Genomic DNA, 21,396 nt, shown 5'->3' with positions numbered 1-21,396 from the left:
CCTTTGCGCTCCTTTGCGTTTAAACTCAATCTTAACCTCCATTACTAAAAATATGCCTTACAGAATGTCCCGCCGCGCCTACGCCGAAACCTATGGCCCCACTGTCGGAGACAAAATCCGACTTGCAGACACAGAATTATTTATCGAAGTCGAACAAGATTTCACCACCTACGGCGATGAAGTTAAATTCGGCGGCGGAAAAGTTATTCGAGATGGCATGGGACAATCTCCTATTTCTAATGCTGATGGGGCTGTAGATTTAGTAATTACTAATGCTTTAATCCTCGATTGGTGGGGTATCGTTAAAGCAGATATCGGCATTAAAGATGGCAAAATTTTCAAAATTGGTAAAGCCGGAAATCCTTATATTCAAAATAATATAGATATTATTATTGGCCCTGGCACTGAAGCTTTAGCAGGAGAAGGAATGATTCTCACTGCTGGTGGTATTGACGCCCATATTCATTTTATTTGTCCCCAACAAATTGAAGTGGCGATCGCTTCTGGTGTCACTACGATGATTGGCGGCGGTACTGGCCCCGCTACCGGCACAAACGCCACTACCTGCACCCCAGGCCCTTGGAATATTTATCGGATGCTGCAAGCCGCTGATGCTTTTCCCATTAACTTAGGATTTTTGGGTAAAGGAAACGCCAGTCAACCCCAAGGACTTGTAGAACAAGTAACCGCCGGTGCAATGGGGTTAAAGCTACATGAAGACTGGGGAACGACCCCCGCAGCCATTGATACTTGTCTTGGCGTTGCTGATGAATATGATGTGCAAGTGGCTATTCATACTGATACCCTCAACGAAGCCGGATTTGTGGAAGATACCATCGCCGCGTTTAAGAATCGTGTGATCCACACCTACCACACTGAAGGTGCAGGTGGCGGACACGCACCAGATATCATCAAAGTTTGCGGCCAAGCCAACGTTTTACCATCTTCCACTAACCCCACCCGTCCTTATACCCTCAATACCTTAGACGAACACTTGGATATGTTGATGGTATGTCATCACCTAGACCCAGCCATCGCTGAAGATGTGGCTTTTGCTGAGTCTCGCATCCGCCGAGAAACCATAGCAGCTGAAGATATTTTGCATGACTTAGGTGCATTTAGTATGATATCTTCTGATTCTCAGGCAATGGGTAGGGTAGGAGAGGTAATAATTCGCACTTGGCAGACATCTCATAAAATGAAGGTGCAACGCGGAACTCTCAACCCACAAGGAATTCAGCAAGCAGCAGATAACTTTAGGGCAAAAAGATATGTTGCTAAGTATACTATTAATCCAGCGATCGCCCACGGAATTGCTGAATATGTCGGTTCTGTGGAAGAGGGAAAATTAGCAGATCTGTGCTTATGGCGTCCGGCATTTTTTGGCGTCAAGCCAGAAATAGTCATTAAAGGCGGAATGATTGCCTGGTCGCAAATGGGCGACGCTAACGCCAGTATTCCCACACCCCAACCAGTACACATGCGACCGATGTTTGGTAGTTTTGCAGGTGCGAAGAACGCCACATCACTAACTTTTGTTTCCCAGGCGGCTTTAGAAAGGGAAATTCCTACACAGTTGGGTTTACGCAAAACAGCAGTTGCAGTTTCCCAAACCCGCCAATTGAGTAAGCAAGATATGAAGCTGAATGATGCGCTACCTAAAATTGAAGTTGACCCAGAAACCTACGAAGTCTGGGCGGATGGTAATTTACTGACTTGTGAACCTGCAACAGCTTTACCAATGACCCAAAGATATTTTTTGTTTTAGTTTTTTAACAGTCAACAATAGACTTCTAAGAGAAGTCGGGAAAAGGGGAAGGGGAAAGGGGGAAAGGTTTGGTATTTTCCCTTTCCCCCAAACCAAATTCCAGTTTAAAATCCTTAACCGAGCAGTATTGCTAATCAACTAAACACTACAACCAACGTTTTTTCTTCGCATAAACAATACTACCAATCACAATGAAAGCCATGACAGCAATGGCGGCTGGATAACCCCAAGGTTGCTCTAATTCAGGCATATACTTGAAGTTCATCCCATAAACACCAGCAATAAAGGTGATTGGTAAGAATACCGCCGATAGGATAGTTAAGCGGTTAATTCGTTCGCTAGTTTCACTGGCAATATTATCACGTTGAATTTCCATTAATTCTGACATCCAGATTCTCAGACTTTGATATTCTTGCCAGAGATTATCTATGTGATGCACAAATTCTTGATTAAATAATGCCTTTACTGGCTGAGAAATCCATTGGAAATCTTCGTAATTCATCATCATTAAAAGTGACTTAATGCTTTGAAAATTACGACGCCCAAAACGAGTGGATTGCCTCATGCTAGCTATTTTGTGGTATGTTGATTCATCACCCAAATTTCCTAAAACTTCATCTTCTAAATCATCAAGTTTTCTAGAAATGTATTCAAATACAGTATGGTAATTATTTAAAATATCATTAAAAATCAGATAAAAAAGATAGTCAATTCCCGATTTTTCTAGGTCTATATTTCGCTTTTGCAGATTGTTAGTGAGTACATTAAATATTTTGACTTCAGTAATTTCAAAGGTGATGATAAAATTCTTGCCCAGCACAATAGTACCGCGTGCTACTTCAAACTCTCGATTTTTTAATTGAGCAGTTAAAATTTCATAATTATCAAATAAACAATCTTCTGTATCTTCGTCCATTCCTGTAGGTGTATGGTTGAAAACCATGTTCACACGAGATGGATTCAAACCAAAGTGATTGATAATTCTACCAGTTCCAGCGCGATCGCGGAAATTAACACAACGCAACCAAATATTCTGAGAACTATCAATTCTTTGGAGTACCGTATCAATATCCCTACTGGAAAATAAATCTAGCTGATTCTGAGAAAAGGTAAGAAGAATTAGCATACAGTCAATACTGCTCGGTTAAGGATTTTAAACTGGAATTTGGTTTGGGGAAAAGGTGAGCCAGCGCGGTCTTGGGGGTTTCCCCCATGAGCGACTGGCGAACCCCGAAGGGGTTAAAGGGTAAGGGTTAAAGGTTTTTTCTTTCCCTTTTCCCCTTTCCCTTTCCCCCTTAACCGACAAGTATTGAGCATACAGTGACTTTTATCCAAATCCCCCACTAATTGATTCGATTAGCGCAGCGGTTACCATTCTGAATTCTGAATTCTGAATTCTTCTTTTTAACATTACATTCCAACAAAAAAGCGCCCCCTTTTCAGGGGACGCTTTTTATTCAGCTATTACTGGAGTATTAGCCATTGATAGCAGGAGCGGTCATTGCTACAGGAGCAACATCACCAGCAGCCAAGTCTAAGGGGAAGTTATGAGCGTTACGCTCGTGCATTACTTCCATACCCAGGTTAGCGCGGTTGATTACATCTGCCCAAGTGCTGATAACGCGACCTTGAGAGTCAATGATGGACTGGTTGAAGTTGAAACCGTTGAGGTTGAAAGCCATTGTGCTTACACCCAAAGCGGTGAACCAGATACCAACAACAGGCCAAGCAGCTAAGAAGAAGTGCAAGGAACGGCTGTTGTTAAAGGAAGCGTATTGGAAAATCAAGCGACCGAAGTAACCGTGAGCAGCAACGATGTTGTAGGTTTCTTCTTCTTGACCGAACTTGTAACCGTAGTTTTGAGATTCGGTTTCGGTGGTTTCACGAACCAAGGAAGAGGTTACCAAAGAACCGTGCATTGCGGAGAACAAAGAACCGCCGAATACACCAGCCACACCTAACATGTGGAAGGGGTGCATTAAGATGTTATGTTCTGCTTGGAACACGATCATGAAGTTGAAGGTTCCGGAGATACCCAGAGGCATACCATCAGAGAAAGAACCTTGACCGATGGGGTAGATCAAGAATACTGCGGTAGCGGAAGCTAGAGGTGCGCTGTAAGCTACGCAGATCCAAGGACGCATACCTAAGCGGTAAGAAAGTTCCCACTGACGGCCCATGTAGCAAGCGCAACCGAGCAAGAAGTGGAAAATTACCAACTGGTAAGGGCCACCGTTGTACAACCACTCATCTAAGGAAGCTGCTTCCCAGATGGGGTAGAAGTGCAAACCGATCGCGTTAGAAGAAGGAACAACTGCACCAGAGATGATGTTGTTTCCGTAGATCAAAGAACCTGCAACAGGCTCGCGGATACCATCGATGTCCACAGGAGGAGCAGCGATGAAAGCGATTGTGAAGCAAACGGTAGCGGCTAGCAGGGTAGGAATCATCAATACACCGAACCAACCAACATAAATGCGGTTGTCAGTGCTGGTGATCCACTCGCAAAACCGATCCCATACGTTGGCGTTAGAACGCCGTTGTAAGGTAGTTGTCATTGTTTTATGAGTGCTATTTTTTGTTAAAAATTGAACAGGTTAATTTGTTTTTCACCTGTAGAAATAAGTCTACATGAATTTACTTTGATGCGAGATGTAGCTTAATATTCTGTAACATATTTGTTGAATAAACTCACATAAAGGTAAAGTTTTTCTTTGGATTTATAGCAGTCCCAAATAGCATCAAAAGTATTAATTTGTATGGCTTTAAGGGATTTAAACACTAAACGAATTTCGGGAATCTATCCCCCATAGCACTGATGCAAAAATCTCTCTAACTCTTATTCCTCGGTGTTCTCTGTGTCCTCTGTGGTTCGATTTTCTTTTACCTGTGGGTCATTCGTTCCATCATTATTAACTTTACATTTGTTTACAAATTTAATTAAAAATATTTAATAAAAAATATCTTGTAAGAATCGATAATCCAGAACTTATAACCGTTTTCAATTACAAGGAATTAGAAAAAATCAAGAGGGTAGCACAGCCATCTGTGCTACCCTTACTTCTACCTCATAAATTGGTATTAACTACGGTCAGCTGTGTCCCAAGAAAGTGAATTAAAAATCAAAGTATATATATGGCAAGCTACCTTCAGGAGCTAATAACCAAACTGCGTAGAAGCATAAAGGTACAAAAACAAGCTTCACAGGCCAGTTAAACTCTAACTTCAATATGCGGTTAAAGGCGTAGACTATAGCCATGAGAATAGCTAAAGTTATCAACACGCAAGCGAGTTGGTATTGACTCATATTTAAAGCTTCCACATAGACTTTTTGGGCAAATTGGGCGTCAGCTGGATAACCCCAAAGATGTCGAGTTACTAAAAAAGAGTCTTGGGGGTTAGGTAAGCGAAACCAAATCCAAGAGGTAAAAACCATCAGTTGGGTCAATAGCCAAGCTATAAATATACCCAAAGGATTTTGCCAGAAAAGTTCTAGTTTTTCAAAGCGATCGCTAATTGCATCTGTAAGTCGATGAACCACTAGAGCTATTCCGTGCATTACGCCCCATACTACATAACCTAAAGCCGCTCCATGCCAGATACCAGCAATTAACATCACAATAAATAAATTCCCACAGGTGCGAGTCAAACCCCGGCGAGAGCCACCCAAAGGAAAATAAATATAGTTACGCAGCCAATCACCTAAAGTCATGTGCCAGCGCCGCCAAAATTCTCCAATGCTGGTGCTGAAATAAGGAAAATCAAAATTTTCAGGCAAAACTAACCCGAAAAGTAAAGCACTACCACGGGCGATGTCTACATAGCCGTTGAAATCTAGATATAACTGTAAGCCGTAGGCGAATGTAGCTAACCACAAATCCGTACTACCTGCTCGCTGGAGATTGCCAAAACATAAATCAACAAAAACTCCCAAATGGTCTGCCAAAATACCTTTTTTTACTGCCCCTCTAGCAATTAACCACAATCCTTCCGCCACTTTATTAGTGGTAGGTAAATGTGGAGTATTAAATTGATTTGCTAAGTTGTGGTAGCGGGTAATTGGGCCGGAAATCAGCTTTGCAAAAAATAATTTGTAGGAAGCAAATTTCAAAAACTTATCCGTCGCTGGAGCGCCACGATAAACATCTATTAAATAAGCAATACATTCAAAAGTAAAAAATGAAATTCCTAAGGGAGCAATTAATTTAAAAGGATTTTCTTGGGGATTGGTTTGGATGTTAAAAACAAAATTATATAAAGGAACAGTATACTTGAAACCCAATAACAGTAAAACATTGAGAACTATACCTAACCACAAAAGCTTTAAACGACGTGAATTCCAATCATTTTCAATAAATTGCCATTCTTCATTAGAAATTCGCCAGTCAAAAGAATGTTTCCCCAGCGACGTATTCTTGCCAATTTCTACTCCCAAGCGAAAATTAATAAAAGTCAATGCTAATATCAATGGAATGTACTGGATATGCAAAGATGCATAGAAAACCAAACTAGCAATTAAAAGTGTCCACAATCGCCATTTTTGTTGTCCCAAAGACCAGTAAATTCCTAGTACACTCAACAAAAAAAGCCCATAGAAAATTGATATGAAGTTCATTTTTTAGTCATTGGTTATTAGTCATTGGGCATAGGGGATGGGGCATGGGGCATTGCACAGTCAACAGTCAACTAATAACTGTCATACCCCATTTCCCTACTTAATTGGCCAAGGAATCATCGGGTCATTGACTAACTTTTTCGAGACTTCGTAAGCACCAAAGCGGTTGAGGTGGCTAGGGTCAGAAAAATAATCATTGACTTTAGGCCATTGTTGGCTTAGATCGCGATAAATAAAGTTGGGGTTAGTTGCTAAACGCAACATATATTTTTGAAATTCTTGCTCGTATTTTTTCCTGACTGGATCTAGATAATCAGCTGTCAAGGGCATGTTGATAAAGACTAAAGAAATTTTCTGAGATTGGGTAAATTCTATGACCTCTTGCAAGGCAGTTTCTTGCTCTCCTCCTAATTGAAAAAACTTATAATCGTTGTCATAATTTCCTGGAACTCTAGAATGTTTTTGATAGTATCTAGCAGGATTAAAGCGAATAGACAAAGGTAAAAATCCATCAAAATCAACTGCTTGCTGGGAAGTATCTTCGGAATTACCGTCTGTTGATTGATTTGGGGATGTGAGTGTTTGAGTTTGACCGAATTTTAGCAGATGTTCTTGCAGTAAACCTTTAATGCGATCGCGGTTTTGATAGCTAGTAGAAACAGATGCTAGAGCTTGATTTAACCAATCATTAACAGCTTGGTATCCGTTAGTTTCTGGCTTTTCTTCTTTTGGGTTTTCTGGTTTGGGATTTTCAGGGGCATCAGTGCTATTTGGTGTTGTGGAGGCTTTTTCCAAAGCTTGTTTATAGCCAGCTGATGCGGCGATGGATTTAAAGGTAATATCCTCACGTCCGCTATTGAAAGCACGGGCCCCGTCTGCCCAAAGAATTAATTTTGGCAGTTCTGATGGTTCTAAAACCTGGCGCACTACAAAGTTGACAACTTGTGCAGTGGCTCCATTAATGCCAAAGTTGAAGACATCAATATTTGGATAGCCTTGAGTTGCCAAAGCTTTAGAAAGTGCTGCGGGGTCTACTCCTCTGAGGGCGCGGGAAGAACCAATGATTAATACATCTGGTGGTCTACCGGTTCTGGCGAGGCGTTGTTTGTATAAAGCTAGTTGTTCGTCTAATTGCCTGACATTGAAACTTGGCATTTGCGATCGCGCTGCTAAAAGAATAGCAGTGGCAGTTGCCTTTTCTTTCAGTGGTGCGGCTGCTAAGTTCCCATTTTGAGTATCTTCACCTTGGGTGAATTGAGAAGCATTGAATACAGTACCTTGGTCGAGAGGAGTTTTTGTTTTGCCTGTACTGCTAAACAATGTCTTTTTCTCTTCATTGGGATTTTTTCCAGATGTCAAGGATGCTTTTTGCTCAGATGATGTAGGTGAGACATTGGCTATTGTTAGGGAAGTGGGTGTAGTGGGTGCCATCATGAGACCCAACACCCAATCACTTTGCAGGGTAAGCAATAATCCCAGTGTCCCCCAAACCAAAGCAGTCTTAACTCCTTGAGCATCAGGGTTTAGTTCTGCTGACTGATGGCTTTCGGTAAATAGCTGAGTTGCTAAGAGAAATTTTTTGACTGCTGCATTGGCCGTTGCTAGCCAATCGAGGGCTACTTCTGTAACAAAGCTTTGAACTTCTTCTGTGGTTAAGTCTGGGCGTAAAATTGGTTCGCTAGTTTCAGCCGTTACCAAATCGTTGACGTATTGAGAGGTAGCGGCAAATTCCGGGGTTGCTTCTGGTACTAGACGTTGGCGGTGTTCTAAATCGATGCCATGATGCCAAAAAGGTTCCTTATTTCCTGCCCGCCTTCCGTAGACGCGCACTCCTGTAATACCGGAAATTTTTAACTGGCGAATAAACTGTGTAACTTTGTTTGCTATCTGTGCCCGTGCTGGACAAACAGGTGCATCACACATAATGTGCAATAAATCACTTTTATTGAGCAGTTGTACGCGAATTCCACCTGTGAGCAAACGCCAATCTAAGTCAGGATTGAGTAAGCGCTCTAGTAAAAAAACGATCGCTTCTTCATCTCCACTATTTGCCAAATCTAGCGGTGTTGTTGCAAAGACGGAATGCTCCGCAGCAGGTAAAGGTAACCAATCAATCCAAGCAGGTTGGTTGTCCCCTGCTTTTTGTCCGTATATTGTGGCACCGAGAATGCCTTGGGGGGCGATGGCTTCTAGCTGGGGTACAATTACCTCCAAGCAAGCGGCTTTATCTGGGATTGGGGCGGTTCCTAAGGGGTCAAAAGCTGGCGTACAAAAGATATGTAGCGTTGATTCTTTGAGAGAAGCTTGGACAGCAACTTTTAACCCTGACAATACCTCAGTTAGTAATCTGGCGATCGCTTGCACATCTCCCCAACGCGCCCACTCTTTGAGCATTACCTCTGGTGGGGTTAAATCCACTCGCAAGAGCCAATCAGGTGCAGTTTCACCAGTTACCTGAGAAACTATTACCGCATCTGGATAGCCAGAAAGTCTCAGAGAACGTAACTTTTCGGCTATTGGTTCTGCCAGCAACGAAGCATCGGGACTATAGCTAGAATGGCAAAATATCCACAGACGATTTTCTTCAATTTGGGAATTCTTGGCCTTGTGTAGCTTAATTTTTGCATTTACTGACACACCCAAACTACTCAAAGTTTCGCTCAAGTAACGAGCAATGGCCTCTGGGTTACCTTGGCGTGCCAAACTTTCATTGGAGACAATCAGCGCCCCACCTGGCTGCTGAGAATTTTTTGAGTCTCCTAGTAAAGCTTGCTGCACCTGCTCTACATGCTTCTGGATTTGATTCAAATAAACTCGATGACACCATTTAGGACGCGATTCCCCTTTTCTTCGACCATAGACAAATACTTGGTATATTGAGGGTTGCTCGTCGCTTGTGAGGCTATCCAAATCTGTTTGCTGTAGTGCTTGCAGCAGATCCGAAAGGGTACGCCAACGCTGCGGACATTCTGCCCCCTCACAAAGAATATGAAGGTCATTTCCCCGTAATCGGATTTTCACCCCGAAAGTGTTAATCCCTGTTGCTTGGCTGATCCATTGCACTAAGGATTGCTGGCGGTCTGGTAATACTGTTTTCATGGGAAATTAACTTTAACAGTCAGCGATTGTTGGGGGATAGTGCCTGCACTTGTAAACTAGAACCATAGGTGTATCACAGTTTGACGTTTTTTTTTAACAATTTTGTTACCTTTGTAGCTTGCAAAATCGGCAAAGATAATCTTGTACGGTTGCAAGTACGGCTAATGTTGAGTTTTGCGTTTATTTTACTCGCAAGGAGTCAAAAGTCAGAAGTTAAGAGTTAGGAGTCAGGTGTCAGAAGTCAGAATTCAGAACTCAGAAGTCACGAGTTATAAGTCAGAATAATTTTATGTGACTAGCTGATAAATTGTCTTTTAGAGTCTGAACGCCTCCGATTGAGCTAACGCTCCTTGTAGGCTGAACCAATAACAAATCTTATCCAATTTAAACTCCTTCTCCTGATGTGTGAAGTCCTTCTGAATTCTGACTCCTGAATTCTGACTCCTTTTGACTGATTTTTCCACAACCAAAGAATTAGCAATGACAGCAGCCAACCAAAAACCCTCAGATAACCCTCCATCCAATGTGGATTTTTTTAGCATTCCCCAATCATTCCTCTTGCAAATAGGTACAGCGTCTATGGTACTGCTGCTGGTTACACAAAAAGCTACAGTAAAGGCACTAGAAGCTATGGGGGAAGCTAGTGAAGAATTGTTTCGAGGCGATCGCTTACCCATTCTTGACTTCCCAGACGATAACGAAACTGAACGAACTTAGAAAATATACATCGAACAATTCTCTGCTCAGGAAGAACATCGTGAGCCTTGAGTACAAGACCTACAAGTGTAAACAGTAATTGGCTTTACAATCATCAAGAATATGAGTTCCCTTTTATACTCTTCATCGCAAACTGCGGATATATACCCGGTGTCGGAATTGTTTTTGCGTCATCGGCTACAGGTAGTGGAAGAATTGTGGGAGTCAGTTCTGAGGCAAGAATGCGGCCAAAACATGGTAGATCTGTTGCGGCAATTGCGGGATTTGTGTTCGCCAGAAGGACAAACAACAAACGACCAAGCCTCTTCAGCTGTCAAGTTGATTGAACAACTCAACATCAATGAAGCAATTCGCGCGGCTCGTGCTTTTGCTCTGTATTTTCAGTTGATTAACATCATAGAGCAGGAATACGAGCAACGGCAGCAATTAAGTCGCTTTGAAGCCGAAACAGAAGTTATAGAACCAGAAACGCGACCAAATGCTAATTATTCGTCCAATCAAGGAGAAGACGACGGCCCTGTGACTGGGGGACTAGCAGCAGAGTTGCTCACAAAAAATTATGCCCAAAAAACCCAAACCAAACTCAAAGGTACTTTTGCAGCTTTATTTCCCCATTTATTTAAACTGAATGTTCCACCCCAGCAAATTCAACGTCTGATTTCCCAGTTGGATGTACGCTTAGTGTTCACAGCGCACCCAACAGAAATTGTGCGTCATACCATCCGCGATAAGCAGCGACAAGTGGTACAACTGCTGCAAAAACTGGATACTTTAGAAAATGGCCTGGGAAGTACAGGAGTGGGACATTCTTGGGAAGTCGCAGATGTGCGGGAACAATTACTTGAAGAAATTCGTTTGTGGTGGCGCACAGACGAACTCCACCAGTTCAAACCCACGGTGCTGGATGAAGTGGATTATGCTCTACATTACTTCCAAGAAGTTTTATTTGACGGCATTCCCCAACTCTATAAACGGTTTAAATATACACTAGCGAATACCTTTCCTTGGCTAGAACCACCGAGTAAGAATTTCTGCTCCTTTGGTTCTTGGGTAGGCTCAGATAGGGATGGTAACCCATCGGTGACACCAGAAATTACCTGGCGAACAGCTTGCTATCAACGGAAAATGGTGCTGGGAAGATATATCGAGTCAGTGAAAAATCTGATTGAATTATTAAGTGTGTCAATGCACTGGAGCGATGTCTTACCAGATTTGCTGGAATCTCTAGAATTGGATCAATCCCAGTTGAGTGAAGTATACGACGCCCTAGCGCTGCGTTATCGACAAGAACCTTATCGACTGAAATTAGCTTATGTACTCAAACGGCTAGAAAATACCCGCGATCGCAATTTAGCTTTGTACAATCGGGAAACCCCAAAAAATCAAGATAGCCCTTTATACCTTTCTGATGCCGAGTTTTTAGCAGAACTGCGGTTAATTGAGCGTAACTTGACAGAAACAGGTTTAAGTTGTAAAGCCCTAGAAGATTTAATTTGTCAGGTAGAAATATTTGGCTTTAACCTGACACAACTAGATATCCGTCAAGAATCATCCCGCCACTCTGATGCCTTGAATGAGATTCTAGAATACCTACAAGTACTACCCCAAGCTTACAACGAACTTTCGGAAGCCCAAAGAGTTGCTTGGTTAACCACAGAACTGCAAACTAGACGGCCATTAATTCCAGCAGAACTGCCATTTTCCGAAAAAACCAACGATGTGATTGAAACCTTTCGCATCGTGCGATCGCTGCAACAAGAATTCGGCGTCAACATCTGTAAAACTTACATTATCAGCATGTGCCGCCAAGTCAGCGATGTTTTGGAAGTATTGCTCTTAGCCAAAGAAGCTAGACTTTTTGACCCCGCCATTGCTGTGGGAACCATTCAAGTCGTTCCTTTATTTGAAACAGTAGAAGACTTGCAACGCTCCAGAAGCGTTATGCGAGAATTATTTGAACTGCCCTTGTATCGCGCTTTGTTAGCCGGCGGCTATGCAGCGCACAAGTGGGAAGGGGACACGGAGACAGAGGGACACGGGGACGCGGAGAAGGATACGGAGACAAAGGGACACGGTGACACCGACAATTCTTTCCCCGCGTCAGTGCGTCTCCCCGTCCCCGCGTCTTCTTCACCCCCCCTCACCCTCAACCTGCAAGAAGTGATGTTGGGGTATTCTGACAGCAACAAAGACTCTGGTTTTTTAAGCAGCAATTGGGAAATTCATAAAGCACAAAAATCGCTGCAAAAAATCGCTGAAGGTTACGGTGTGAATTTGCGGATTTTCCACGGACGCGGCGGTTCTGTGGGAAGGGGAGGCGGCCCGGCTTACGAAGCGATTTTGGCTCAACCGGGTCACAGCATCAACGGGCGGATTAAGATTACCGAACAAGGGGAAGTTTTGGCTTCTAAATATTCCTTGTTGGACTTAGCTTTGTACCACATGGAAACTATTACCACCGCAGTAATTCAAGCTAGTTTGCTGCGGACAGGGTTTGATGATATCGAACCTTGGAATGAGATCATGGAAGAACTAGCAGCGCGATCGCGTCAACATTATCGTGCCCTAATTTACGAGCAACCTGATTTTATCGACTTTTTCCACCAAGTCACCCCCATTGAAGAAATTAGCCAACTGCAAATTAGTTCCCGTCCAGCACGGCGTCCTTCCGGTAAAAAAGACCTAAGCAGTTTGCGGGCCATTCCTTGGGTATTTAGCTGGACACAAACTCGCTTTTTATTACCTTCTTGGTATGGTGTCGGTACTGCTTTGCAAGAATTCTTGAACGAAGAACCAGAAGAACACTTAAAACTGCTGCGTTATTTTTACATCAAGTGGCCTTTCTTCAAAATGGTAATTTCCAAAGCAGAAATGACCTTGGCAAAAGTAGACATGCAAATGGCGCAGCACTACGTTCAAGAATTATCAAAGCCGGAAGATAAAGAACGCTTTGTTAAAGTTTTTGAGCAAATTGCCAGTGAATTTAATCTCACAAGAGATTTGGTGTTAAAAATCACCAATCACAATAAGCTCTTAGATGGCGACCCCATATTGCAAAGGTCTGTACAATTACGCAATGGCACAATTGTACCCTTGGGATTTATCCAAGTTTCCCTGCTCAAGCGTTTACGCCAGTCCATGAATACCACTGCTACTTCTGGAGTTATTCACTCCCGTTACAGCAAAGGCGAATTACTGCGAGGAGCATTATTAACCATTAATGGTATTGCTGCCGGTATGAGAAATACAGGTTGATGGGGAATGGGGCATGGGGCAATGCCCAATGCCCAATGCCCAATGCCCAATGCCCAATGCCCAATGCCCAATAACAAATGACTAAAAACAAAATTCTCATTTGCACATTTTTAGCCCTAGCATCAGGTTTTTTTGGTGCTTATACCACTGGACAAATCACCACCATGCTGCATAACCAGAAGTGTGCAAACCAATACTGGGGTTTGAAGGTAATATGCAACACTGGGGCGACGCTAGGAGGAATGTGGCAAGGTAGCACAACGGGATTGTGGATGGGTACAGTTTTAGGGGGGTTTGTTGGTGGTTTGGTGACGCGGGAAACTCGTAATTAGGGAACTCTCATAAATCAAAACAATGACTTGGAGTTGTTGATTGTTGACAGGATATTGTTCTCAGCAAGACTGGTAAAATCTACTCATAGCGAAGAAGAGTAAATTACCATGACTACTGAAACTAACCCAGGTAATCAAACGACTACAGGTGCGGATGCTGTTGATGAAGCGATCGCACGAGGAATTGATTTTGATGGTTCTCCAATTCCCCCTGCCAAATTAGAACTTTATGCCAAAGTCATGGGGCTAGAGGGCAATAGACAGCGCAGTGGTGTATCTAATACGATGCGATCGCGCATTGTCCGCATTGGTGCAAAACATATCCCCCAAGCTGAACTCGATCAATTGCTTACAGATGCAGATTTCGCACCTCTAAAAGAAAAAGAAATTGCCTTTTATTACGGCGGTAAGTAATTTTAAGCGTAGGCAATGCCTACGCATCATTTGAGATATATTTCTATGCCAATCGTTCATGCGTCGAGATTCAATTTTTTACAAACTATTCCAACAATCTCCTACTTTATTATTTGAATTAATGTAAAAAATGCGTAGAAAGCTACCCTTTTTGTCGCCAGACATCGCAGTTTTAGCGTACACATATTTGTAATTCATCTATCCTTTCTTGTAGTAATGTGAGGATTTGAGATTATTCCTACAGCTGAGCAAAAAACACAGTGCTTTATCTTGTGCTGTTGGTTGACAAAATTGTATTTGCCTATAAGCCTTGTACGAGTAGATGAACGCACAGGCAATGTCTTTCTCTTAGCAGGTGAAGAAAATATCATAGAAATATATCCCAATGGCAAATGGAGGTATGTAGTGTGAGTAAGCCTAACTTTGAAGTAATGAGTATCAAAGAACTACATACTTATGTTTTGGCACATCGGGATGATATGGAAGCTTTTTATGCCTATGTGGACAAGCTACACGTACAAGCAACCTGGATTGAAATGCCACCTTTGCAATCTTTAGATGACTTGCAAAATTATCCAGAATTTTTGGAAAAGTTGAGCAACGGTTCTGAGTCTAAGGATAGCGATCGCTTGTAATATTTTACCGAGAGGGATCTTACAAAGTTCTCACACTCAACACATGGGGTGGCGTTGAATCAGGCGGATAAATCACATCTACGTTTACTATCCGTTTAGTAGAGGGTGGAAGTGTAAGTTGCACTAATGGTTCTAATACCTGTCCAGTTCTATGCCATAAATGCACATAGCGGATTTTTTGTTGACCTTGGTCGTCAAAGTAACGTACCCGCACCGTACCCCGGAAGAAAGGAAAATCGAGGGATGGTTTGCGGAAACGCAGGCCACCTTGGGATAATTTATCTTCCTTTAAAGGTGTTTCTAAGGTAACAGCGACGGTCTGATTTTGAGTAGTGTTATTACTTAAGGGTAAAGTCAGCTTGTATTCCACAGCGTAATTACCGTGTGCTTCGTATGCTGTATCGGGATAGCGTACCAGCATCTTGGCTGTTTGGATTTGTTCGGTACCCAATCGACCACCCCGCAGTGTAACTATAGGATAAGAGATAGCTTTGCCACGCTGGGGAATAGTTAACTGTGTGGCTTGGGAATTATCCACCAATTTTGCTTGCCATTGGGAACCTTGGGAAACACCAGCTACACGTCCATAAATCAGTGCGCCACTGGTAGCATTCGGAGGAGTCGGTGTTTTATCTCGCGGCCCAGCGAAGTTACCTGTATCTAGTAAAGCTTGCCATTCCTTGAGAGTCGGTTGACGTTCGCTACCATCAGAGTTTTTCTTGGCAAACATGGCTAAACTTGCTGCATAAACTGAATCGCTACTACGCAGCCGCATAAAACTAGACCTACCGTTGATTGGTTTTTCTAGATTTCTGACAGGAATGGGATGATTTAGCAACATCCGGCTTTGTCCTGGAGGAATTACCAGTTGGGCGGGAAAATCAGCTTGGCGAACTCCCCGCAGTACATCAGCAACAGCGCGGGCCCCTGGCCCTGAATAAGTTTTACCATCGTTATTTTCAATATAAGGAGGTAACGTCACAAAGGGCGCATCCTGCATTAAATAACTCGCCGCTTGCAATACATCCACTGTTACAGGTTTTTTACCAGGGTTATGCACAATTACACCCAGATATAGAGTTTGTAAATCCTTGGGAGTGTGGGTGTAGTGGTGGGCGAATAAATCAAAACGTCCTTTAAAAGGAAAATTCAGGTGGGCTGCGGCAACTTTTTTGCCGTTTGAAGGAAAGGTAGACAGTAAAACGCCTTCAGTTTTAATCCATTCTGGGCTATTGCTGTTAAAGACGGGTATTGTATCTAATTTTCCTGGTAAAACCCGCACTTCACCAGCTTGTACAATTTCTTGGTAAGTTGGCTTTGGCGAACTTTGAGCGATCGCGGAATTATGATTACGATTTGTGCATCCAAAGGTTTGAGTTATGGCTAATCCTAATAGAAATATGAATACAGGTGACGGTAGTTTAACTAGCATAAATTTTATTTAGAAATCAGCCCCGGCATTAAAGATTAGGACTTACGCAACTGGCATATTATTTTAAGTTCGTAGTAAGGACTTTAGTCCTCTAATAAGGACTGAAGTCCTTACTACAAGCAAAAAAAATTGATTTTTTGTGACACTTGCGTAAGTCCTGAAGATAACCTGTTATTACTACAAGTTCCTTTAAGGGGATTTCTGAAGGACAATTAAAGTGATTAATTGAAGAAGAATTCAGAAGTCAGAATGGGCTAAACGCCCCGCTACCGCTAACAGGAGTCAGAATTGGTGAATACTCTACGCACAAGGGGATAGAGTCTTGATTACGAAAAATATTTATTTTAGTTTAGGCAACTTTTACCTCCAAGGTTATTGTGAATACTCCTTGTTATGAAGCGCCTGTTTTTGTGAATTTGACAAGGTTTCTATCTAAAGTTCAACTGCTTCTTTAATATTTACCTGTACTTTTTCTAGGGAATCACCTTGAGATTGACAACCAGGAAGTTCAGGGCAATAAGCATAATATCCACATTCATCTTTTTCGATAACAATGCTAACTTTATACGACATATCAAAGTTACCTTTGCTCAGGAGCTTCCAAATAAAAAAATGTACAATTTTTCTTGTGGGGTGGGCGTCTCGCCCGCCCGTTGACAGGGGCGGACAAGATGTCCACCCCACCAGAGTGGATAATTTATTTCTTGGTAATCCCTCATTCAATAAATATTATTACCTCTCATCTGTGTCGCCTTAGGAAGCGCGAGAACGAGAAAATCAGACTTTGCCGAGGAAGTTCGTTACAAAAACAGAAACCAGAACCACAACTCTCAACCGCACCCATAAAATCAACATAAAGTTTCAGCAATATTACTGGCGACAATTAAATAATTTACTAATAGGCGGAATTGATGCCGACAGGATAGGGCTGCAAATAATCACTGATTGAGGCTGTGAGGCTAAAGAATGAAGAGGAGTGCAAAGTCTCAACGGGTTTGCTGGTGGTTTCTACCAAAATTGACCCGCTACAGTTTAACTTTGTTGCTGAGTGCGGTAATGCTTGGTGATGCAGTGGGGGCGACACCGAGAAAGCGAGGGTTGCAGATAGCACAGCAGCCAGGAACCACTCAACAAGATGCCACTCGCGCTGCTGCGGAACGGGTTTCTCAAGAGGGAATGCAGCTTTATCAACAAGGGACAGCAGAATCACTACGACAGGCGATCGGGAAATGGCAAGAAGCGCTAAAGCTTTGGCAACAAGTTGATGATAAACGCTGGGAAGCCATCACTCTCCTTCGCATTGCTAGAGTCTACAACGATTTAGGAGAAAAGCAACAAGCGCTCAAATACTACAACCAAGCCTTACCCATATTCCGTGCAGTCGGGGACAGGCGAGGGGAAGCCACCACCCTCAACGATATTAGCAATCTATACTCCTCATTAGGAGAAAAGCAAGAAGCGCTCAAATACTACAACCAAGCTTTACCCATAAGCCGTGCAGTGGGGGACAGAAGAATCGAAGCCACAACCCTCGTGGGCATTGGCTTAGTCTACTCCTCATTAGGAGAAAAGCAAGAAGCGCTCAAATACTACAACCAAGCTTTACCCATAAGCCGTGCAGTGGGGGACAGAAGAATCGAAGCAGCCACCCTCGCGAGCATTGGCGCTGTCTACTCTGATTTAGGAGAAAAGCAACAAGCTCTTTTATACTACAACCAAGCTTTACCCATAAGCCGTGCAGTGGGGGACAGAAGAATCGAAGCCGCCACCCTCGTGGGCATTGGCGCTGTCTACTCTGATTTAGGAGAAAAGCAACAAGCTCTTTTATACTACAACCAAGCTTTACCCATAAGCCGTGCAGTGGGGGACAGAAGAATCGAAGCCGCTGCCCTCAACAATATTGGTCAAGTCTACTACTCATTAGGAGAAAAGCAACAAGCTCTTTCATACTACAACCAAACTTTACCCATACGCCGTGCAGTGGGGGACAGAACAGGGGAAGCCACCACCCTCGTTAGCATTGGTCAAGTCTACTACTCATTAGGAGAAAAGCAACAAGCTCTTTCATACTACAACCAAGCTTTACCCATAAGCCGTGCAGTGGGGGACAGAACAGGGGAAGCCACCACCCTCGTTAGCATTGGTCAAGTCTACTACTCATTAGGAGAAAAGCAACAAGCTCTTTCATACCTCAACCAAGCTTTACCCATACTCCGTGCAGTGGGAGATAGAGGAGGAGAAGCCAGAACCCTCAACAATATTGGCTTAGTCTACTCCTCATTAGGAGAAAAGCAACAAGCTCTTTCATACTACAACCAAGTTTTACCCATATGCCGTGCGGTGGGTGACAAAGAAGGGGAAGCCACCACCCTGACTAACATGGCTTTCCTAGAACGCAGTCAGGGTAACCTACAACAAGCCCAAACACATATTCAAGCAGCGATTGAAATCATTGAAGATTTACGCACCAAAATAGCTGACAAAGAACTACGCGCTTCTTACTTTGCCTCAGTCCAAGGCTACTATAAGTTCTACACCGACTTGCTGATGGAACTGCACAAAAAAGACCCATCAAAAGGATACGATGCATTGGCACTGCAAGTTAGCGATCGCTCCCGCGCCCGTGGTCTAATTGAACTATTAACCGAAGCAAACATAGACATCAAAAAAGGCATTGACCCAAAACTTTTAGCAGAAGAAACTAGTTTGCAATGGCAAATCAATGCTCAAGAAAAATTATTATCAGAACTAGCAAGTAAAAAAGAAACCCCAGAACAAGTTTTAACTAACACCAAACAAAAAATCCAAGACTTACTCAAACAACAGCGAGAACTTGAAGTTAAAATCCGCGCCAATAACCCTGAATATGCCGATTTGATATATCCCCAACCTCTGACTCTCAAACAAATTCAGCAACAACTAGATAAAGACACACTGCTATTGCAATATTCTTTAGGTGAAGAACGCAGCTATCTTTGGGCTGTTACACCAGACTCTCTCCATAGCTATGAACTTCCAAAACGCCAGGAGATAGACAAAGCAGCCAAGAATTTATACGACAATTACTTAAAAAATCCTGGATACCAGGGAGTTTCCCCAGAAGAAACGGCCAAAGCTGCTAACGAACTGAGTCAACTTATCCTCAAACCTGTAGCTGATAAATTGGGGCAAAAACGCCTAGTAATTGTTGGCGATGAAGCTTTACAATACATTCCCTTCGCAGCGTTAACGACATCAACCAAATCGGCGGATGGGTCAGATTATCAACCATTGGTAGTCAACCATGAAATTATCTCTCTACCTTCCGCCTCCACCATTGCCATTCTCAGGAAGCAAACCATAGGACGCACCAAAGCACCGAAAACCCTCGCCATCCTTGCAGACCCAGTGTTTAGCGCTAACGATGAACGAGTAACTGGCAAATCCTCCAATGTTGCTAATAATAACATTGACCAGCAACTACAAGAGTCTGCCCTCAAGCGGTCTACTAGAAACATCAAGCGCAGCGAAATTCAAAGACTCCCCGGCACAGAAAAAGAAGCGCAGGAAATTCTCAAACTTGTCTCACCCTCAGAGAACATCCAAGCTTTTGGTTTTGACGCAAACTACAACTGGGCTACCAACGACCAACTAAGTCAATACAAAATCCTGCATTTTGCTACCCACGGCTTTTTAGACAGCACTGAACCAGAGTTATCAGGAATTGTCCTTTCGCTGATAGATAAACAAGGCAAATCCCAAAGAGGCTTTTTGCGACTCACTGATATCTTTAACCTCAACTTTCCAGCCGAGTTAGTGGTGCTGAGTGCCTGCCAAACCGGTCTGGGTGAAGAAGTGAAAGGAGAAGGACTAGTGGGGTTGACAAGAGGATTAATGTATGCAGGTGCAGCGCGGGTAGTGGTGTCTTTATGGAACGTTGACGATGAAGCCACATCACTATTGATGAGCCAATTTTACAGCCAAATGTTGCAGCAAGGGAAAACCCCCGCCGCCGCCCTCAGAGCTGCACAACTCAAGATGTGGTCACAAGAACAATGGCGTAACCCCTATTCTTGGTCAGCCTTTACCCTGCTGGGCGAATGGCGGTGAACTAATTCGTAACTAAGCATCGTAGACTCCGCGTACCTCTGCGCTTACCTTTGCGCCCCTTTGCGTTTAAATTTCACCTCAAAATTTACAGGAATAATTTTTCATGAAAACCATATTTCCATCCACACAATTTATTTTCCCCTGCCTAGCCACAATAGGAATTTTAGGAATTTGGGCTTCAGTCTCAGCCCAACCACAAACCCCACCCAGCTTTACCAAGGTTGAAAATCCTAAAGAATTTCAACTACAAGGAAAAGGAGAACCCTCGCTGCTAAATCAGAAAGAAGAACTCCCCGGACAACGGGTAATCATTGGTTCCAAGGATGACCGTATTCCCATGACTAGCAGAAATTACCCTTGGTCAGCGGTGGGTAAAATCGAGGGGGTAAGCGCTGAGGGTAACGGTTACAGTTGTACGGGAACCTTGATTTCTGAAGACGTTGTTTTGACAAATGCTCATTGTGTCGTTAACCCTCAAACCAGAAAAGTTAGTCAAGCGATCGCCTTTGTGCCAAACTTAGTTAATGGTGTCGTCAAAAGTAAAAATGACATAGCCTACGCAACTAATGTTTATTACGGCACAGACTTTAAAAATGGCGATTTAGCTGATTACGCAAACGATTGGGCGATTTTGAAACTCAACAAGCCTATCGGTAAAAAATATGGTTATTTGGGTTGGAAATCCTTACCATCTTCTAGTTTGGTTGGCGATACGAAAAAATTCGCCTTAGTCGGCTATTCTGGTGATTTTCCCAACCCCAAGAAAAAAGGTTATGAAACTCTAACTGCTGGTGAAAGTATGACTGCTGGCGTTCACCTGAAATGCAGTATCCTCCGCCGTCAGGATAGTTTTCTTTACCACAACTGTGATACTAATCAAGGTGCTTCTGGCGGTGCAATTATCGGTAATATCAACGGCAATTATTATATTTTTGCCCTCCACTCCGGCTCAAATGAGGTGAATGGATTGCTGTTGAATCGTGCGGTGGAAATGTCTCGTCTGGATGAGTGGTTGCAAGGGAATTAAGTTAGTAAACCTC

15 protein-coding genes and 1 pseudogene are annotated in these 21,396 nt (G+C 43.0%); 10 read left to right on the top strand and 6 right to left on the bottom strand.

The features are described 5' to 3' along the window. Window positions 1–52: 52 nt before the first annotated feature. Window positions 53–1,768 (top strand): urease subunit alpha, encoded by a 1,716-nt coding sequence (ureC, locus tag VF06_RS01235; protein ID WP_099068361.1) that lies wholly within the window; start codon window positions 53–55, stop codon window positions 1,766–1,768. A 145-nt stretch (window positions 1,769–1,913) separates the two neighbouring features. On the opposite strand, the gene VF06_RS01230 is transcribed toward ureC, so the two are convergent. From VF06_RS01230 to VF06_RS01215, 4 genes are all read right to left on the bottom strand, one after another. Further along, window positions 1,914–2,894: a magnesium transporter CorA family protein gene (locus VF06_RS01230; RefSeq protein WP_099068360.1), complete on the bottom strand. Its 981-nt coding sequence runs from the start codon at window positions 2,892–2,894 to the stop codon at window positions 1,914–1,916. Window positions 2,895–3,243: 349 nt separating this feature from the next. Then, entirely contained in the window at window positions 3,244–4,326 is a 1,083-nt protein-coding gene (gene psbA, locus VF06_RS01225; protein WP_099068359.1) for a photosystem II q(b) protein, read from the bottom strand. A 557-nt stretch (window positions 4,327–4,883) separates the two neighbouring features. Beyond that, on the bottom strand, window positions 4,884–6,383 hold the full coding sequence (locus VF06_RS01220; RefSeq protein WP_099068358.1) for an MBOAT family O-acyltransferase: 1,500 nt from the start codon (window positions 6,381–6,383) through the stop codon (window positions 4,884–4,886). A 96-nt stretch (window positions 6,384–6,479) separates the two neighbouring features. Further along, a complete protein-coding gene (locus VF06_RS01215; RefSeq protein WP_099068357.1) occupies window positions 6,480–9,482 on the bottom strand; it encodes a DUF1574 domain-containing protein in 3,003 nt (1,000 codons plus the stop codon). A gap of 480 nt (window positions 9,483–9,962) precedes the next feature. Here VF06_RS01215 and VF06_RS01210 point away from each other — a divergent pair, with 480 nt between their 5' ends. From VF06_RS01210 to VF06_RS01190, 7 genes and pseudogenes are all read left to right on the top strand, one after another. Then, window positions 9,963–10,199, top strand: coding sequence for a hypothetical protein (locus VF06_RS01210; protein ID WP_099068372.1), 237 nt, complete (start codon window positions 9,963–9,965; stop codon window positions 10,197–10,199). 102 nt (window positions 10,200–10,301) lie between these two features. Then, on the top strand, window positions 10,302–13,454 hold the full coding sequence (locus VF06_RS01205; RefSeq protein WP_099068356.1) for a phosphoenolpyruvate carboxylase: 3,153 nt from the start codon (window positions 10,302–10,304) through the stop codon (window positions 13,452–13,454). Between the two features lie 77 nt (window positions 13,455–13,531). After that, window positions 13,532–13,786: a hypothetical protein gene (locus tag VF06_RS01200; RefSeq protein WP_099068355.1), complete on the top strand. Its 255-nt coding sequence runs from the start codon at window positions 13,532–13,534 to the stop codon at window positions 13,784–13,786. A gap of 108 nt (window positions 13,787–13,894) precedes the next feature. Beyond that, the gene (locus VF06_RS01195; protein WP_099068354.1) at window positions 13,895–14,200 is read left to right on the top strand and encodes a small RNA NsiR4-regulated ssr1528 family protein; all 306 of its coding nucleotides are present in this window, start codon (window positions 13,895–13,897) and stop codon (window positions 14,198–14,200) included. A 58-nt stretch (window positions 14,201–14,258) separates the two neighbouring features. Beyond that, a pseudogene (locus VF06_RS43330) lies at window positions 14,259–14,324 on the top strand (DUF2887 domain-containing protein); the annotation flags it as partial. A gap of 107 nt (window positions 14,325–14,431) precedes the next feature. Beyond that, a complete protein-coding gene (locus VF06_RS43460) occupies window positions 14,432–14,611 on the top strand; it encodes a DUF6888 family protein (protein ID WP_423752223.1) in 180 nt (59 codons plus the stop codon). Continuing rightward, the gene (locus VF06_RS01190) at window positions 14,608–14,835 is read left to right on the top strand and encodes a DUF6887 family protein (RefSeq protein WP_099068353.1); all 228 of its coding nucleotides are present in this window, start codon (window positions 14,608–14,610) and stop codon (window positions 14,833–14,835) included. The genes VF06_RS43460 and VF06_RS01190 overlap by 4 nt, the downstream gene beginning before the upstream one ends. Before the next feature lie 19 nt (window positions 14,836–14,854). On the opposite strand, the gene VF06_RS01185 is transcribed toward VF06_RS01190, so the two are convergent. Then, window positions 14,855–16,267, bottom strand: a complete 1,413-nt coding sequence (locus tag VF06_RS01185; RefSeq protein WP_099068352.1) for a DUF3370 domain-containing protein — start codon at window positions 16,265–16,267, stop codon at window positions 14,855–14,857. 432 nt (window positions 16,268–16,699) lie between these two features. Further along, window positions 16,700–16,840, bottom strand: a complete 141-nt coding sequence (locus tag VF06_RS42295) for a type II toxin-antitoxin system HicB family antitoxin (protein WP_244918131.1) — start codon at window positions 16,838–16,840, stop codon at window positions 16,700–16,702. 393 nt (window positions 16,841–17,233) lie between these two features. Between VF06_RS42295 and VF06_RS01175 the strand changes: the two genes are divergently transcribed. Both VF06_RS01175 and VF06_RS01170 read left to right on the top strand, forming a co-directional pair. After that, on the top strand, window positions 17,234–20,356 hold the full coding sequence (locus VF06_RS01175) for a CHAT domain-containing tetratricopeptide repeat protein (RefSeq protein WP_099068351.1): 3,123 nt from the start codon (window positions 17,234–17,236) through the stop codon (window positions 20,354–20,356). Between the two features lie 103 nt (window positions 20,357–20,459). After that, a complete protein-coding gene (locus tag VF06_RS01170; RefSeq protein ID WP_099068350.1) occupies window positions 20,460–21,383 on the top strand; it encodes a trypsin-like serine peptidase in 924 nt (307 codons plus the stop codon). The last annotated feature ends 13 nt before the right edge of the window (window positions 21,384–21,396 follow it).

Source organism: Nostoc linckia z4 (assembly GCF_002608075.1).
Taxonomy (GTDB): domain Bacteria; phylum Cyanobacteriota; class Cyanobacteriia; order Cyanobacteriales; family Nostocaceae; genus Nostoc; species Nostoc linckia.
The sequence above is the reverse complement of the archived record's forward strand: the minus strand, read 5'-3'. Positions and strand labels throughout refer to the sequence as shown.

Excerpts from the sequence above, each read along its gene's own strand:
- ureC (WP_099068361.1), top strand. The coding sequence starts at position 53 with ATGCCTTACAGAATGTCCCGCCGCGCCTACGCCGAAACCTATGGCCCC.
- VF06_RS01215 (WP_099068357.1), bottom strand. The coding sequence starts at position 9,482 with ATGAAAACAGTATTACCAGACCGCCAGCAATCCTTAGTGCAATGGATC.
- VF06_RS01205 (WP_099068356.1), top strand. The coding sequence starts at position 10,302 with ATGAGTTCCCTTTTATACTCTTCATCGCAAACTGCGGATATATACCCG.
- VF06_RS01185 (WP_099068352.1), bottom strand. The coding sequence starts at position 16,267 with ATGCTAGTTAAACTACCGTCACCTGTATTCATATTTCTATTAGGATTA.
- VF06_RS01220 (WP_099068358.1), bottom strand. The coding sequence starts at position 6,383 with ATGAACTTCATATCAATTTTCTATGGGCTTTTTTTGTTGAGTGTACTA.
- VF06_RS01175 (WP_099068351.1), top strand. The coding sequence starts at position 17,234 with ATGAAGAGGAGTGCAAAGTCTCAACGGGTTTGCTGGTGGTTTCTACCA.
- psbA (WP_099068359.1), bottom strand. The coding sequence starts at position 4,326 with ATGACAACTACCTTACAACGGCGTTCTAACGCCAACGTATGGGATCGG.
- VF06_RS01195 (WP_099068354.1), top strand. The coding sequence starts at position 13,895 with ATGACTACTGAAACTAACCCAGGTAATCAAACGACTACAGGTGCGGAT.
- VF06_RS01230 (WP_099068360.1), bottom strand. The coding sequence starts at position 2,894 with ATGCTAATTCTTCTTACCTTTTCTCAGAATCAGCTAGATTTATTTTCC.
- VF06_RS01210 (WP_099068372.1), top strand. The coding sequence starts at position 9,963 with ATGACAGCAGCCAACCAAAAACCCTCAGATAACCCTCCATCCAATGTG.
- VF06_RS01170 (WP_099068350.1), top strand. The coding sequence starts at position 20,460 with ATGAAAACCATATTTCCATCCACACAATTTATTTTCCCCTGCCTAGCC.
- VF06_RS42295 (WP_244918131.1), bottom strand. The coding sequence starts at position 16,840 with ATGTCGTATAAAGTTAGCATTGTTATCGAAAAAGATGAATGTGGATAT.
- VF06_RS01200 (WP_099068355.1), top strand. The coding sequence starts at position 13,532 with ATGACTAAAAACAAAATTCTCATTTGCACATTTTTAGCCCTAGCATCA.